General features: G+C 67.2%; 14 protein-coding genes. 11 read left to right on the plus strand and 3 right to left on the minus strand.

Annotation, left to right across the window (positions count from 1 at the left end):
• Positions 1-578: 578 nt before the first annotated feature.
• The 5 genes from KXC43_RS47340 to KXC43_RS47360 all read left to right on the plus strand — a co-directional run bounded on the left by KXC43_RS47340 (position 579) and on the right by KXC43_RS47360 (position 5,826).
• Positions 579-3,554, plus strand: coding sequence for a TIM-barrel domain-containing protein (locus KXC43_RS47340; RefSeq protein ID WP_221382872.1), 2,976 nt, complete (start codon positions 579-581; stop codon positions 3,552-3,554).
• A 108-nt stretch (positions 3,555-3,662) separates the two neighbouring features.
• Positions 3,663-4,079, plus strand: a complete 417-nt coding sequence (locus KXC43_RS47345) for a DUF1622 domain-containing protein (RefSeq protein ID WP_221382873.1) — start codon at positions 3,663-3,665, stop codon at positions 4,077-4,079.
• Positions 4,076-4,354: a DUF1622 domain-containing protein gene (locus KXC43_RS47350; protein WP_221382874.1), complete on the plus strand. Its 279-nt coding sequence runs from the start codon at positions 4,076-4,078 to the stop codon at positions 4,352-4,354. The genes KXC43_RS47345 and KXC43_RS47350 overlap by 4 nt, the downstream gene beginning before the upstream one ends.
• A gap of 286 nt (positions 4,355-4,640) precedes the next feature.
• The gene (locus tag KXC43_RS47355) at positions 4,641-5,024 is read left to right on the plus strand and encodes a nuclear transport factor 2 family protein (protein ID WP_221382875.1); all 384 of its coding nucleotides are present in this window, start codon (positions 4,641-4,643) and stop codon (positions 5,022-5,024) included.
• A 4-nt stretch (positions 5,025-5,028) separates the two neighbouring features.
• Positions 5,029-5,826, plus strand: a complete 798-nt coding sequence (locus KXC43_RS47360) for a helix-turn-helix domain-containing protein (RefSeq protein ID WP_221382876.1) — start codon at positions 5,029-5,031, stop codon at positions 5,824-5,826.
• 994 nt (positions 5,827-6,820) lie between these two features.
• On the opposite strand, the gene KXC43_RS47365 is transcribed toward KXC43_RS47360, so the two are convergent.
• Both KXC43_RS47365 and KXC43_RS47370 read right to left on the minus strand, forming a co-directional pair.
• Complete coding sequence (locus KXC43_RS47365) at positions 6,821-7,150, minus strand: acyl-CoA dehydrogenase family protein (RefSeq protein WP_221382898.1); 330 nt, start codon at positions 7,148-7,150, stop codon at positions 6,821-6,823.
• A gap of 289 nt (positions 7,151-7,439) precedes the next feature.
• A complete protein-coding gene (locus KXC43_RS47370) occupies positions 7,440-8,096 on the minus strand; it encodes a GNAT family N-acetyltransferase (RefSeq protein ID WP_221382877.1) in 657 nt (218 codons plus the stop codon).
• Between the two features lie 546 nt (positions 8,097-8,642).
• On the opposite strand from KXC43_RS47370, the gene KXC43_RS47375 reads away from it, so the two are divergent.
• The 6 genes from KXC43_RS47375 to KXC43_RS47400 all read left to right on the plus strand — a co-directional run bounded on the left by KXC43_RS47375 (position 8,643) and on the right by KXC43_RS47400 (position 14,221).
• Positions 8,643-9,878 carry a cytochrome P450 family protein gene (locus tag KXC43_RS47375; RefSeq protein WP_221382878.1) on the plus strand — a complete coding sequence of 412 codons (1,236 nt, stop codon included), beginning with the start codon at positions 8,643-8,645 and terminating at the stop codon, positions 9,876-9,878.
• A gap of 134 nt (positions 9,879-10,012) precedes the next feature.
• Positions 10,013-11,038, plus strand: a complete 1,026-nt coding sequence (locus tag KXC43_RS47380; RefSeq protein ID WP_255646065.1) for a DUF4331 family protein — start codon at positions 10,013-10,015, stop codon at positions 11,036-11,038.
• The gene (locus tag KXC43_RS47385; RefSeq protein WP_221382880.1) at positions 11,035-12,255 is read left to right on the plus strand and encodes a cation:proton antiporter; all 1,221 of its coding nucleotides are present in this window, start codon (positions 11,035-11,037) and stop codon (positions 12,253-12,255) included. The genes KXC43_RS47380 and KXC43_RS47385 overlap by 4 nt, the downstream gene beginning before the upstream one ends.
• 85 nt (positions 12,256-12,340) lie before the next feature.
• Entirely contained in the window at positions 12,341-13,039 is a 699-nt protein-coding gene (locus tag KXC43_RS47390; protein ID WP_221382881.1) for a hypothetical protein, read from the plus strand.
• A gap of 108 nt (positions 13,040-13,147) precedes the next feature.
• On the plus strand, positions 13,148-13,624 hold the full coding sequence (locus KXC43_RS47395; protein WP_221382882.1) for a carboxymuconolactone decarboxylase family protein: 477 nt from the start codon (positions 13,148-13,150) through the stop codon (positions 13,622-13,624).
• 45 nt (positions 13,625-13,669) lie between these two features.
• Positions 13,670-14,221 (plus strand): Rossmann-fold NAD(P)-binding domain-containing protein, encoded by a 552-nt coding sequence (locus KXC43_RS47400; protein WP_221382883.1) that lies wholly within the window; start codon positions 13,670-13,672, stop codon positions 14,219-14,221.
• Here the strand turns inward: KXC43_RS47400 and KXC43_RS47405 are convergent.
• Entirely contained in the window at positions 14,203-14,412 is a 210-nt protein-coding gene (locus KXC43_RS47405; RefSeq protein ID WP_221382884.1) for a hypothetical protein, read from the minus strand. The two genes, KXC43_RS47400 and KXC43_RS47405, sit on opposite strands and share 19 nt — an antisense overlap.
• Positions 14,413-14,547: the final 135 nt, after the last annotated feature.

Below are 14,547 nucleotides of genomic sequence, written 5' to 3' on the forward strand. Positions count from 1 at the left end.
CTCCGGTTTCTGATCAGCCCTGAAGACGGCAAATACCAGGAAAAGGTTCATGCCACAGCAATCGCCGGTCGGTCAGCATTGGCGCTGCCGCGATCTACTCGGCTACGACGGCGTAGAGGTGGCCGACCCTCGCGCGATCGAGCCGGGCACGGAGGGCGCCCGGCAGCCTGCTCGAACCTGTGCGCCTGCCTGGCGGCCCGGACGGAGAACGTACAACGCCGACGCGGCCGTCGACATGATGGTGTCCTCGCCTCGCGGGCAGCATGGAGAGGACGTAGCCGAGGATTTCGGCGTCGGTGATCTCGGGCTCGTCGTCCAACGGTTTCACGTTTATCTTCATGAAGGTCGACCTGGGCGGCGATCAAATCGGGTGTGGAACACGACAGCCAGATCGGTTGGGGTTCTGCCCGGACGAGGTGCAGTCGACGGTCAGCCAAGCGAGGGTGCCCTCGAATATCGGCAGTGAACCGACGAGCGCAGCTGACGAACCATCGGCCAGGGCCGGCTGCTTTGCCAACGTTGGAAATCAATGGGACGGAAACCTTCCCACTACATTGACTGACATCTATGGTCAGGTCATGGCCTCGCGACGGGACTTCCTCAGGACGGCCGGACTCGCGGTGGGTGGCGCCGCGGCCGGAAAGACGTTGTCGGTCCAGGCCGCGGAGAGCCTCGCGGACTACGCGAGCCACACCGCGGACGGCCGCACGGTGACGGTGACCAGCACCAGCGGGCAGCGCCTGCGGATCACCGCGTACGGGGGTCACATCGTACGGGTGCGCTACGCCCGAGCCGGCGAAACCTTTTTCGCCGACACGCGCTACGAAATGGTCGATCCGGCCGCCCACGCCGGAATGGGCGGCTCGCTGACGGTCGCCGACAGCGCCGACGCCCTGACCATCAGCACGGTCCCGGCCGACGGCATCACGGTCGTGGTGGGCAAGAGCCCGCTGCGGATCGTCTTCTACCGCAAGGATGACGGCGCCCGGTTGGCCGGCGAGGACGCGACGCACAGCATGGCCTGGGACGGGACGAACCACAGTATCGTCCGCCAGAGCTTCACGGCGCCGGCCCCGGGCGAACGGTTCGTCAAGGCGGGGCACGGCTTCATGGGCCGGGCGCCGCGGGTCGACCGGACCGGCGAGATCGTCGCGCACAACTACGGGCTCGCCGGCGACCGCAGCCAGCAGTCGCCGGCCATTGTGCAGCTCTACCTGTCGTCGCGCGGCTATGCGGTCTTCGTCAACACCACCTTCGACACCACGTTCAACTTCGGCAGCGGCGGCCTGTACGAGTTCTCGGCCGACGAGCACAACACCCCAGGCGTACGCCCCCAGATGGACTACTTCGTCATCCAGGGCCCACGCTTCGCGCAGCTGCTCGACCGCTACACCCAGCTCACCGGTCGGCCCCGCCTCCCGCAGCTCGGAATCTTCGGTCTGCAGATGTCGGACAAGAACTTTCCCGGCGTGAGCGACCAGAACTGGTGGGTGAACAAGATTACCGAGCACCGCGCGAAGGGGTTCCCGCTCGACCTGCAGGTGCACGACAACCGTTGGCGCGCGGGCAGCGGCGGCTGGAACGGCTCGTGGTTCGAGTTCGACCCCGGCCGCTGGCCCGACCCGGCCGCGTTCAAGCGGTGGGCCGACGAGCACGGGATCAGCACGTCGCTCGACTACAACCGCAACAACTCATACCTGATGGCGGGCTGGGTTCCGGGTCCGCCGCCCGGTTACAGCTTCCAGCCCGCGGATATCACTGGCGTATCCGAAAACAACTCCGTGCCCGACTGGTCGAATCCGGCCACCCGGGCCTGGGTGTGGAACGTGTTCTGGACCAAAGCGCTGAACCCGGCGCTCGGCTTCCCGGGCGACGCGTTGTGGCTCGACGAGCCGGACGAGTTGGGGCCCATTCCGTACGCCGCTCTGGCCGCCAACGGTATGCGCTGGTCCGAACTGCGCAACGCCTATTTCCTGTACCTGGCCAAGGCGGTCGGACAGGAGGGGTGGGACCGCCACATCGGGCCGGGCCGGCGCCCCTTCATCTTCAGCCGCGGGGCGACGGCCGGACAGCAACGCCATGGGCACCTGTGGACCGGGGACACCCAGTCCACGTACGGGGAAATGCAGCAACAGATCCGGGGCATGCTCAACGCCGGTCTGGGCGGATTTCCGTACGCCAATGTCGACGGCGGCGGGCACAACGGCAACCCCATCCCGCCCGACATGTACCGCAACTGGGTCGCGGCCTGGGGCGCCCTCTCGCCCATCTGGCGGCCGCACGGCTATGGCGACACGGCCACGCTGGGCCAGCGGGCATCGCGCTGGCCGACCGACCAGCCGGCCGCCGAGAGCAGCGACTTCCTGCGCTACGGCCGGCTCCGTTACACCCTATTGCCGTACGTCTATTCGATCGCCCACGCCGCGCGCGCCACCGGCATGCCGATGGCCCGGGCCATGGTGGTCGACCACCAGGACAACCCGCTGGCCTACGCCCACGACCAGCAGTACCTGTGGGGCCCGTCGATCCTGGTCATGCCGGTGACGACCGGAGTGTCGGGCGCTGTCCAGCCGGTGTGGTTGCCGGCCGGCCGCACCTGGTACAACTTCTGGAGCGAGGCCAAGTCGGCCGGCTCGGACACCGCCGACAAGCAGTACGTGACCCGTCCCGGCGAGATCATCATGTACGTCGCGGCGGGCGCGATCCTGCCACGCTACCGGTACGCCCAGAGCACCAAGTTCCTCGACAAGACACACCTGGAATTGGACGTCTACACCGGTCAGGACGGCGCTTTCGACCTGTACGAAGACGACGGAGTCACCGAGGCGACGGCAGCCGCCATCACCAGCCTCACGCTTACCCAGGCCACGCTCACCGTGACCGTCGACCACCCCCGGGGGACCTACGCGGGCGCGCCCACCGAACGGCGTTACGTGGTGCGCTACCACGGCCTCTCGGCCCCGGTCGGGATGAGCATCGACGGCCGTCCCGCGCTGGCCGCGTACACCGGCGAGACCGCGGCCGTGCTGGCCGGCAGTGGCCAGGCCTGGGACGCCAACCGCAAGATCCTGTCCGTGGTCACCCCGCCGATCGCCGTGTCGGCCGGCGGCGGCATCGCGGCCACGATCCGGCCCAGCGGGGCCGCGTTCCCCGCGGTCACCGGCCCGAACGTCCACGCCGCCGAGGATGCGGCCCTGACCGGCGTCGCGATAGGCACCCAGTACGCCGGCTACACGGGCAACGGCTACGCCGACTACACGAACGCCACCGGCGACCACATCGAATGGACCGTGACGGTGCCGACCGCCGCGACCTACACGTTGTCGTTCCGCTACGCCAACGGCGCCACCGCCGGCCGCCCGCTGGCCGTCACCGTCAACGGCACGGCCGTCGCCACGGCCCAGCCCTTCCCGCCGACCGGCGGCTGGGCGGTGTGGCGAGCCAGCACCCTGACGGCGAACCTGCCGGCTGGCACAGTCCAGATCCGCGCCACGGCCACGGGCGCGAGCGGCCCCAACATGGACTGCCTCACGCTCACGGGCCTCGCCTCCTGATCTTGGACGTTTGAACCTACCGCCCTGGCCGCGTAACCCCCGAAGGACTCACGCCTGGACCACTTAGACCGCGGTGTCGATGAGGCGGCGCTGGGGCAAACGGGTGTGATGAACGAGATAGTGAGTGAGCGCTGGCTGGCCGAGGCGGTCGATCTGCTGGTGCGGTGGGTCGAGTTGGCCGGTGCGGTCATCATCTTCGCCGGGGCGATGGTGGCGTTCGTCCGGTTCGTGGTCGTCGGCTTGCGGACGCGCCGGACGCAGAGTTTCGTGCCGGTGAGGCTGGGCCTGGGTCGGTTTCTCGCGCTTGGTTTGGAATTCCAGCTCGCCTCGGACATCCTCCGGACTGCGATCGCGCCGACGCTGCGGGAGATCGCGGAGCTGGCCGCCGTCGCCGCGATCCGTACCGCGCTGAACTACTTCCTCGCCCGGGAGATCAAGGAAGAGCGGGCCGAACTCGCTCGAGCGCGCAGCAGAAGCGACGGCCCCGACCCGGCGGACACCTCTCCAGCGGGGCCGCTGCGGTGAGCACGCTGATGTCCTACGCCGCGCTGATCTGCGTGGTGGCCGGCCTTGGGGCTGGGCTGATCGCCTTGCTGGCCGTCGGCGACCCACGTCTGGCTTTGCGAACCGCTCTCGATCTGTGGCTGGCCGCAGGCCTGCTGCGTCTGGTCCTGCCGCCGTCGTGGCAATCGCTGCTGGCCGCGGCCGCGATCGTCGCCATCCGCCAGCTCGTCACACGGACGCTCCATGTCGGCACCAGCGATGAAGCGGCGAACACACCGCACCGCCTGGGCCGGTGATGTCGCCTCTTCCTGCTTTCCGTTAACGCCCAGCGTCCGGCCCAAGCCGACATATGCCTCGGCGAACGGTCGAGCGAGATGAGGTGGACCACATCGCCTATTAGTTCATCGCGATGATGTAGCACCCGTACGGCACCACCCGACTGGTCCGGCACGCCAGACGGGGCGCCCACCATGCATTGCGGGTGGCCAGCGGGGTTGGTGTGGTCGTGACTACCTGGATGAGAACGGGGGTGGTACAAGTTGGCCCCGGCCGGGATACGCGAGTCTGTCTAGCATTTTGCCTATGAGTAACGCTGTGGTGGAGCGCTTGATTGGCGCGTTGAACAAGCACGATCTCGACGGGGTGGCAGCCTGCTTCGGACCGGATTTTTCGGGTGAGTGGCCGGCGCATCCGGGCCGGGACTTCCTCGGGCCGGAGCAGGTACGACGAAACTGGGAAATGATTTTTAAGACGTCGCCGGAGATCACGGTGGCGATGACGCACGCGGTCGAGGTGGGGGACGAGGTATGGGGCGAATGGCACTACACCAATGCGGCCGGGCAGGACCTGAAGGGTGTCATCATCATTACGGTTCGTAACGGTCTGATCCGGCGGTCGCGGTTCTACATGGAGCCGATCGACGCGGCAGACACGGCTGTTCCGGGTGGGCCACGACTCGCCCGGTAGTGACATGATCGTGCCGTGCGGCGGGGATGGCGATTTCGGGACTTTACTGCGGACACTCCGCGACCGGCTCACTCCGCATGAGGCCGGGGTGCGGGCGTCGCTACCCTCCGTGCGGCGCGTGCCCGGCCTGCGGCGTGACGAGCTGGCCGGCATCGTGGGTGTTTCGGAGGAGCACCTGAAGCGGTTGGAGCAGGGTCGGCGGCGGCCGTCACCGGACGTGGTCGACGCGCTCGCCCGGGCCCTACGGCTCACCAGGTCTGAGCACGACCGGCTGCGCTTGTCGGCCGGGTTCGCCGCCTCGCCGGAGCCGAATGGCCTGGTTCCCCGTGAGATCACCGAGACGGCCCGCCGGATGCTGGATCGCCTGACCGAGGTCGCGGTTTGTGTCTGCGACGCGACGTGGACCGTGCTGGCGGCGAATAAGCTCTGGCACTCGGATGTGTGCACGGTGCCGGACGCGGGTCGCGGGCGCAACGTGGTGTGGCGCGCATTCACGGAGGCCGGCCCTTCGGTCTTCGAAGCCCCCGAGCGGCTGGACGGATTTCGCGCCACCGTCGTCGGCGAACTGCGTGAGGCGGCCTATCGCTACCCGGCCGACGCGGAGCTGTCGTCGATGATCGCCGATCTGCGCGCGTTCAGCCCGGAGTTCGCCTTGCTGTGGGACGCGCCGCCGACTCCGGGCGGGCATGCTGATCGGCTGCGGGTGCCGAGCCCGAACCATGGCCACCTGGACCTGGACCTGGACGTCCTGACGCTGAACCCCGGCGATCTGCGCGTCGTCTTCTATACCGCCCCCGCGTAACCGTCCCGGCTGGCCTGCACCGTCTCGAGAGCGCGACGGCCGGCAGCGCCGGGCCGAGCATGTGGGCGTGGCGAACAGCTTTCCCTGATGGCGTGCAGCTCCGGCGGACTGGCGTGGCACCGCAAGCTCGCGTTGATGCTCCGCAATCCTCGCATCACGCTCACCTTTCAAATCCGTGAGCACGGCCGGACGCGCGACCCTGGGCTGGTCCTGTTCCAAGGCACCGCGGAAGTGCCGCTGACGCCCGACCCGGCGATGGTGGACGCGCACTGGGAACGCGCCGCGCAGTTCGATTACACCCTGCCGCGTGGACTCTTCTGGGACTGGCTTCTTCGGGAATACCGCAATGAACGCGTCGCGATCACGCTTCGGGCTCACCGCGTCGCGCACTGGTCCCAGACTGACGGATCGGGACAACCGACGGTGACCGGTGAGCCCTGGCCGACCGACCCGCCACCGCCTCAGCAACCGCCGGGCGGTGGCACTGCTCCCCGCATCGACCAGCGACGCCTGGAGACGCTGCTACAGCCGCTGTCGCATCGATTGCTGTCTTATTGCGGCAGTGGCGGCTTCCCCGTGGTGCTCCCGGTCACGGTGCGGTCGATCGACGCGGACGGCATCCGGCTCCAGGCCCCTGAAGGCATGCTGCCACTAGGAGGCCGGCGCGCCGGCTTCACAGCCCACGCTTTCGAACCCGGCCTCCTCGGGCTGGCGAATCGTGTCCACACCGGTTGGCTCGAGGTCGGCGAGGACGGATCCGTCCTCTACGCCGCACACACAATCGGGGCTGTCGACACCGTCGAACCGCACCGTGACCCTCCTGGCCAGCGGCCTGCTGCAGAAGCGCGACCTGCGCCGGGCGCGCCGATCCGGTGCGTTGGCGAACTTGGCTCGGCTGAAGGCAGAGACTGCCGGTGCCGGAGAGGGCTGAACGACGCACGAGCAGCCCCCTTCGCCCGCCGGCCCGGCACGTTGGGCGTCTGTGATCGTGCGCTCAGACGCGGATCGAGGAAGCCGCTTCCGAGAGCTTGCCCGTCACCTCGTACTCGCCGATGAAGACGTTCTTGACGTCGGTCGGATCGTGGGAAGCGAAGGTACGGGCATCCCGCCAGAAGCGGTCGAGACCGTAGGAGTTGGCGGTGCTTCGAGCGCCGGTCAACTCGTGGACACCGGCCGCCGCACCCAGCCCCGCCTCGACGCAAGCGACCTTGGCCCGCAGGCAGTCGACGACGGACATGGTCTCCTCGCTCGCGTCAGCGACGGAGAACAGCAGCGCCCGCGACGCGGCGAGTCGGCTGGACGTCTCGCCGACGCGGCGCGGCAGGTGGGTGGCAGCTTCGGTTCCTGAGGAGTCCGTTCACGCTGAGTGCAATCGATCACGAAGCCAGTCGGAGTGCCAGATGCACGGATCTGCCGACGATAGTGCACTCGATTGTGCTGGCAGTCAGTAGGTCGCTGCTGCTGGAAGTTGAATGGGCACGGGTCGCGACAAGGCGCGAGGTCCAGAACGTGCGAGTTCAGCAGACCAAAGTAGGGATTCGTCCGGCGAAATTCCATGCCATGTATCGAGCAGCCACGCCCAACGGCTCGCTGTGCGACGGTGGAGAACCGGCCTAGCCGATCGGCTGAGCGTCTGCGGCCAGCCGGACCGCTGCGGCGACATCGGCGCGACCATCACGCCACAAATCGTCGGAGAGGGCGACCTCGACGCGGCTGTCGAAAGTCTTGTCATCGACGGTCTCTACCCAGTCTGCGAGGAGGTACAGGGCGGCTGGTGGGATGGTGAGGACATCGGCGGTAGTCAAACCGGCGGCGTCCCGGCGCAGGAAACCGCGAGCCTCGTCCGGGCCCAGTCGCAGGGTTCGACCAGTCGGCGCGAATCCGAGCCGGAGGAGCACGCTCCTCACCGCCTCATTCTCTTGGTGCACGTAGCCCATGACCGGTCGAGGTTCGGCGCAAAGCGCCTCGGCTACGGCAACTTTGAGGAGCACGGTGGCCAAACCGAAACCCCGAGCGATAGGGGCGAGGTGGAGCCCGCCCAACTCCCAGCGGGCAATCTCGTCGAGACCTTTGCCATCGGGCGCGAAATAACAAAGACCAACGAGTTCCGCGTCACGGTGCAGCGAGAGGAGTTGCCCCGCGTCGACAAGTTCGAAGAACTGGTTGCGCGCCATCGGCAGCACGAAGTCACCCAGGCTTGACGTGTGGAAGTCGTAAGCAGCGTCCCGCCCTGTAGGGGCAACACGTGCGATGAAGACTCCGTCAGTCACAGGTACCCCTTCTCGTTGGTCGTCCTTCGTCCGATGACAACGTCGGGGAGACCTGCTGAGTTCATCTCGTAACCGTGGCCGATCAGCCTCGGATGCTTCCCGCGTAATAGCCGGCCGACAACCCCAACCGCCGAGCGAGTTCCTTGATCGGCACACCCAGCCAGGTGCAACCGCCGGATTTCAGCCCACTCCTCCAACTTGATCGCCCCTCCAGAATCACGGAGGGGGCACTCCCAATCCGCCGCCAGAGGGTCAATCTCCAGCCGCCGTCGACAACTCACTTCTCGAGCGTCGTGGACCGCAACCGGACGGACCGTCCGAGGGCAGTTCAACCGCCCCGGAAAGCAGATCGGGCGGGTCTCGCCCGGCCGAGGTCAGCCGATTTCGTGCTGCCCAGCGGTGGCGAATCTTGCCATCTGAGGGTGACGCTTTCCAGACGATTGGGGCGAAACTGTTCGTACGTCATGCGCCGATGAACTCGCGCGAGCTGCGGCCCGTCCACGTGGGTGGCAGCGCGAACCCGATCGAGCGAGGAAGGACCTGACCATGGCCGACTACACAGAGGCCGAGGCCGTGTTACGGCGGCCGGTGGCCACCATCACGCCAGAGTTCAAGGCGAGGTCTCCCGTTGGGTTGGCCGAGCTGCGGGCTGGTGGTCCGGTCCGACGCGTACGGCTGGGAAGTGGTCTCGAGGCCTGGGCCGTGCTCTCGTACGACGAAGCGCGGACTGCGCTCACCCATCCGCACTTGCTGACGAACCCCGAGCCGGCGCTGGCGGTGCTGGACGCGGCCGGCTTCACCTTGCACAAGGTTGGTGCCGGATTCGGCGCCTCCATGCTGTACTCGGACCCGCCGAACCACACGCGGCTGCGTCGGCTGGTGGCTCCGACGTTCAGCGCCCGCCGCATCGATCTGCTCGCCGACCGGATCCAGATGATCGCCGATGAGCTGCTGGACACGATGGCCCGGCAGGACGAGGTGGACCTGGTCGAGGCGTACTGTGCGCCCCTGCCGATGACCGTGATCTGCGAACTTCTCGGTGTGCCGGTCGAGGATCGCGCCCAGTTCCGCGCCTGGTCGCAGGCGCTGGTCGGCATCCCTTCGCCCGAGCAGCGCGAGAACGGCCTGCTCTTCAACCGCTACCTGGCCGGCCTGGTCGAACGCAAGCGGGCCGAGCCGGCGGACGACCTGCTGTCCGACCTCATCGCCCAGCACAACCAGGAGGACGGGCAGCTCTCGCTGGCCGAACTGATCGCGATGGCCGCGCTGCTGGTCGTCGCCGGTCACGACACCACCGTCAACCTGCTCGGCAACGCCATGATGGCGCTGCTCCGGCAGCCCGAGCAGGCGGATCTGCTGCGCTCGCGGCCCGATCTGCTTGCCAGGGCGGTTGATGAGTTCCTGCGTCTTGACTCGTCGGTCGAGCAGTCCACCCTCCGGTTCGCGCAGGAGGACCTCGAACTCGGCGGGGTGCAGATCCGCCGCGGTGACCTGATCATCGCCTATCTGGGTGAGGCCAGCCGGGACGCGCCGCAGGACGATGACGCCGATCCGGCGAAGCTTGATGTGAACCGTGTCAACGCCCGGCACCTGGCCTTCGGGCACGGCATCCACCGCTGTGTCGGGGCGCCCTTGGCCCGGCTCGAGGCGAGCATCGCCATCGGCAGTCTCCTGCGCCGCTTCCCGCACCTGCAACCGGCGATCCCGCTGAGTGACGTGCCGTGGATCTTGGCCGGAATGATGCGCGGCCCGCAGCGACTTCCCGTCCGGCTCAAGGGCTAAGGACGGGCGTACAGCTCCTGCCTCCGTCAAGGGGCGTCGGGGAGACAGAACACCTTGAACGCCGTTACGCGTAGCACGCTGACCGCCGTGTCAGCCATGAGCGTCCTTTAATGACCCAACCGAGAGGCATTCTGATGTCGCATCACTTCGATACTCCGACCTCGATGGAAGACCCGCGTCTGAACCTGTGTGACTTCTACCTGTTCAGCGGGCGGCCGGGGTTCACTACCATGGCCATGGCGGTCAACCCCGAGGCCGACCTGGGCAAGGACGGGTTGTTCCGCGACGAAGGTGTCTACACCTTCCGGTTCGACACCGATGGTGACGGGGTCGAAGACGTGTCGTTCAAGGTCCGGTTCAGTGCGGCCACCCACGCCGACAACGGTGATCACGAGCAGGCGTTCACCGTTGTCCGGGCAGAGGCAAGCGCCTCACGCAGCGGGGTCGACGGCGACGAGGTCGTCAGCGGGCACACCTCGCATCTCGCCGGCAATGGTGAGGTACGGGCCTTCACCGGGCAGGCCCGCGATGCTTTCGCCGGTAATGCGGGCGGCAACGAGGCGTTCCTGGCCGCGATCGCGCAGGGCCGTTACCTGCCTGAGGCGTTCGACAGCCGGGAGGATTTCTTCGGTCCCCGGCAGGTTGCCGTCATCGTGCTCGAGGTGCCCCACAGCATGATCGGGTCCGGTCAGGTGCACGCCTGGGCCACCATCTCTCTGCACGGTCATGCCCCGGAACAGCAGGTGTCGCGATGGGGTCTGCCCCTGCTGACCCACCTGTACCTGACCACTGAAGAACAGCGTGAGGCCTACAACAGGACCTCTTCGGAGGCAGACGACAGCCCGATCACCACCCAGATCGGCGCCGCGATCCAGAACATCACGACCCTGGCCGGCACCACCGGTGATCCCGCGGCCTACGGCGAGCAGGTCCTCACCAGGTTCGGGGCACTCAACCTGCCCTACGAGATCGGGACACCGGCGGCGTTCACTCTTGCGGCGTTCAACGGCCGAGCACTGCGAGACAACGTCATGGACGTCATGCTGTCGCTGACGACGAACTCCCCGCTCGCCAACGGCTTCCACCCGGACCCGGACCGAATCTCGAACGACTTCCCCTACTTCGACGTCGTCACCCACGCCGGGCGAGGCATAGAATGACCGAACTGTCCTACCAGAACCTGCTTCTCGTATGCGCGGTCGGAGCTCTCGTCCCGTTGGCGCTCGGCCTGCTGCCCAGGCTGCGGATTCCCTCAGTGGTGGTGGAGATCGGGGCGGGCATCGTGATCGGCCCCGCGGTGCTGGGTTGGGTTGAGGCAGACACCCCCGTCGTCGTCCTGAGCTGGCTCGGGCTGACCTTCCTGCTCTTCCTGGCTGGGCTCGAGATCGAGCCGCAGCGTCTGAAGGGATCGCTCGGCCGAGCAGCCGGAATCGGCTACCTGTTCTCCTTGCTCCTGGCGGCCCCGCTGGCACTTGCGGTCGCAGCGCTCGGGTGGGTGGACGACCCCGCTCTCCTCGCGATCATCTTGTCTACCACCGCGCTCGGCCTGGTGGTGCCGGTCATCAAGGACTCGGGCACCACCTCCGGCCCGTTCGGGCAAGCGGTCATCGTCGGCGCGACTGTCGCCGACGTCGGAGCGATCCTCCTTCTCTCGGTCCTCTTCGGTGCCGAAGGCGGCCCAGGCACGCGCAGTGGTCTTCTCATTACCTTCGCGCTGGTGGTGGTGGTCCTGACAGCCGCGCTCGGTCTCAGCGCCCGCTGGACTTATCTGCAGCGGGTGATCGTGTCTCTCCAGGAGACAACCGCGCAGATCCGTGTGCGACTGGCCGTAGTGCTTCTGGTTGGTCTCACTGCCCTCGCATCCGGGTTCGGGCTCGAGACGATTCTTGGTGCCTTCGTCGCCGGTGTCGTCATCAGCGTGCTCGATCGGGAGGGTGGTCAGCACCCGCATTTCCGGCCGAAGCTAGAGGCGGTCGGTTTCGGGCTGCTGATCCCGATCTTCTATGTGACGACCGGCCTTCAGCTGGACATCAGCGGCCTCCTCTCCGACGGAGAGGCGCTGCTACGAGTTCCGGTCTTCCTGGTACTCATCCTTCTCGTACGTGGAATCCCGGCTGTCCTGTACCGACGCGAACTGGGGACGCGTCAGACGGCCGCCGCCGGCCTTCTCCAGGCAACCTCCCTGCCTTTCATTGTGGCCGCGACCCAGGTCGGCCTTGAACTGGATCTGATCGAACCGGCCACCGCTACGGGCCTCGTCAGTGCGGGCGTACTCTCAGTTGCCCTGTTCCCGGTCCTTGCCTTCACGATCCTGCGGACAGCCCCAGCCGAGAGCGACAACACCAGCCGCGAACACTCGCAGCTCAAGGTGGATTGAATCGGGGCTTCTCCCTGTCGACCATCCACCTGTATCGCTCCTTCCCGCTCAGCCGGGCGGACAACTCTTCGACTCTGGGATCACGATGAAAAGCGCTGCCGTTCCGCCGTCGCCGAGGATGCCGACACCCGGCGAGCGGTCCGGCGATGATGTGCTCCGGGCCCAGATCCTGGGCCAAGAGCACTGGAGTCTGTTCGCTACCAGAGGTGCCGTCTGGCAGGAAATCTTCAGCCGGACGGCAACCTTTCTCGCCATCCTGTCGGCTACGGTCGTAGCGCTCTCGCTGGTGGTGCAGGCAACCGGCTTCGGGCTGAACTTCCGCGTCATCGCGCTCCTGGTGCTGCCGCTGGTCCTGCTTCTCGGCACCGCGACATACATAAGGCTGATCGAGGCGGACATCGAAGATGCCTGGCTCGTGATCGGGATGAACCGCCTGCGGCACGCCTACGTCGAGCTCGTGCCCGGCATCGAGCGCTATCTGGTCATCGGCTTCTACGACGACGAAGCGAGCTTGCTGCAGACCTACAGCTTCCGCCGGCGCGTCGGAGCCACCCACCTTTTCGCCGGCTCACCAAACGTCGTAGGCATCGTGAACGCGGTCTTCAGCGGTGTGCTCGCAGTCATCGTCGGCCAGGCGCTCGGTCTGACCACCTGGCTGCAAATCGCTATCGGCGTCGTCGTGGCGCTCTCAGCGGGGGCTCTGATGGTTGCCATCTTCGTCCGGCGACTGCGCAAGTTCCCACCAGACCTGGTGCCGCAATTCCCGCGGCCCTCAGAAGACTGACTGCATTGGTGGTGCGTCGGCGGTCCAGCTGCATTCCCGGCGGGCGGACCGCCGTCTCGATCGCCGTGTAGTCGTGCTGACCATTACGACCGACCTGGAGGCCGGCTGATGAGTACCGAATTTGTGAAGGCGCGGCTCGATGCCTCGGCCAACGAGCGATTGATGGCGCTGGCCGAAGCCGGCGCAGCGGCGTTCGGTCACCAGGCATCCCTGGGGCTCGATGGCGGCGTGGCGCAGCTGGTACGGCTGCGTGTCGCACAGCTCAACCATTGCCCGTACTGCCTGACGGTCCACCAGGCTGCGGCGCATCGAGCCGGCATCGCGTTGCCCAAGATCAATGTTCTCACCGCATGGTGGGAGACCCAGCTCTTCACCGAAGCCGAAAAGGCAGCTCTGGCGTACGCCGAAGCACTTACCCTGGTCGCCCAATCCACCCGGCACCGGAGCTTCCAAGAGGTTCATGAGCGTCTTGCCGTGCACTTCAGTCAGGACGAAATTCTGGAACTCGCCGCAGTGGTCATCAACATGAACATCTGGACCCGCCTCAAGCTCGTGGAAGGGGCCATGCCGGTCGAGACCCCGTGACCATCGGGTGGACTTGCGGCGGGCCGCCGGCTGGCCGGATACGCGGTGACGCTGGTCGGTCGCGACGAGGGTCGCGGTGCCTCTGCGGCCGAGGAGGTCGGAGGCCGTTTCCTGCGCGTCGATCTGTCCGTGCTGAGCGAGGTCCGCGCCTTGGCAGCCCTGCTGGCTGCCGAAGGGGCGGTCGACCGGCTCGTCGCCAACGTCGGCGGGATGTGGGTGCGACCGTGGACGACGGCCGACGGCATCGACGGCGTGTTCGCTCTGAACCATCTGTCGCCGCTCGTCCTCACCGAGAACCTGCTCGGATCCCTGCCCGCCGTCAGCCGGGTCGTGGCTGTCACGTCGTCGTCGATCGCCACGATCCCGTGGAGCCGATTGTCTCTGCTTGCGACCGATCCGGGTTTGGAAGCCCGTTCCGGTCTGATCGTCGGCGCTGGGGGGATCCAACGCCGACCACTTGGTGGACCAGCTCACCCCGGCCCTGCGTGCGGCCGCGGCCAGTCTGACCGCCCGGACTCTGGCCGTCGCTCTGCGCTGAGCGGGTCGACCCGCCACCCCGTGCTGAGGGGCGCAGCTTGCTACGCGGCGGCGGCGTGAGCCGTCGTCGCGTAGTGCACGAAACGGGCGGTGGCGCGGGAGGACTCCTGCTTCCGCCAGACGAGCCGGATCGCGGCCGGGGCCAGCCCTTCGACCCGAAGGGCCACGACATCCGGCGGCATTCCGATGTGATCAAGGTGTGGCTTGGGCGGGAACGCTATCGCGGTGCCGAGGCGGACATGCGCCACCATCTTCAGAGGGTCGTTGACTTCCGGTCCGGCCACGGCGCTGGGTTCACCGGCCGTCTCTCCCAGCCAGTACGAGCGTTCGGGTCTGCTGCAGACTGGCACGGGCGACCGCTTGGCTGTCTCGAACGCTTGCGTGCG

This window comes from Paractinoplanes polyasparticus, from assembly GCF_019710575.1.
In the GTDB taxonomy this organism is placed as follows: Bacteria; Actinomycetota; Actinomycetes; order Mycobacteriales; family Micromonosporaceae; genus Actinoplanes; species Actinoplanes polyasparticus.

Excerpts from the sequence above, each read along its gene's own strand:
- KXC43_RS47360 (WP_221382876.1), top strand. The coding sequence starts at position 5,029 with ATGATCGTGCCGTGCGGCGGGGATGGCGATTTCGGGACTTTACTGCGG.
- KXC43_RS47355 (WP_221382875.1), top strand. The coding sequence starts at position 4,641 with ATGAGTAACGCTGTGGTGGAGCGCTTGATTGGCGCGTTGAACAAGCAC.
- KXC43_RS47385 (WP_221382880.1), top strand. The coding sequence starts at position 11,035 with ATGACCGAACTGTCCTACCAGAACCTGCTTCTCGTATGCGCGGTCGGA.
- KXC43_RS47345 (WP_221382873.1), top strand. The coding sequence starts at position 3,663 with ATGAACGAGATAGTGAGTGAGCGCTGGCTGGCCGAGGCGGTCGATCTG.
- KXC43_RS47340 (WP_221382872.1), top strand. The coding sequence starts at position 579 with ATGGCCTCGCGACGGGACTTCCTCAGGACGGCCGGACTCGCGGTGGGT.
- KXC43_RS47375 (WP_221382878.1), top strand. The coding sequence starts at position 8,643 with ATGGCCGACTACACAGAGGCCGAGGCCGTGTTACGGCGGCCGGTGGCC.
- KXC43_RS47380 (WP_255646065.1), top strand. The coding sequence starts at position 10,013 with ATGTCGCATCACTTCGATACTCCGACCTCGATGGAAGACCCGCGTCTG.
- KXC43_RS47405 (WP_221382884.1), bottom strand. The coding sequence starts at position 14,412 with ATGGTGGCGCATGTCCGCCTCGGCACCGCGATAGCGTTCCCGCCCAAG.
- KXC43_RS47390 (WP_221382881.1), top strand. The coding sequence starts at position 12,341 with ATGAAAAGCGCTGCCGTTCCGCCGTCGCCGAGGATGCCGACACCCGGC.
- KXC43_RS47395 (WP_221382882.1), top strand. The coding sequence starts at position 13,148 with ATGAGTACCGAATTTGTGAAGGCGCGGCTCGATGCCTCGGCCAACGAG.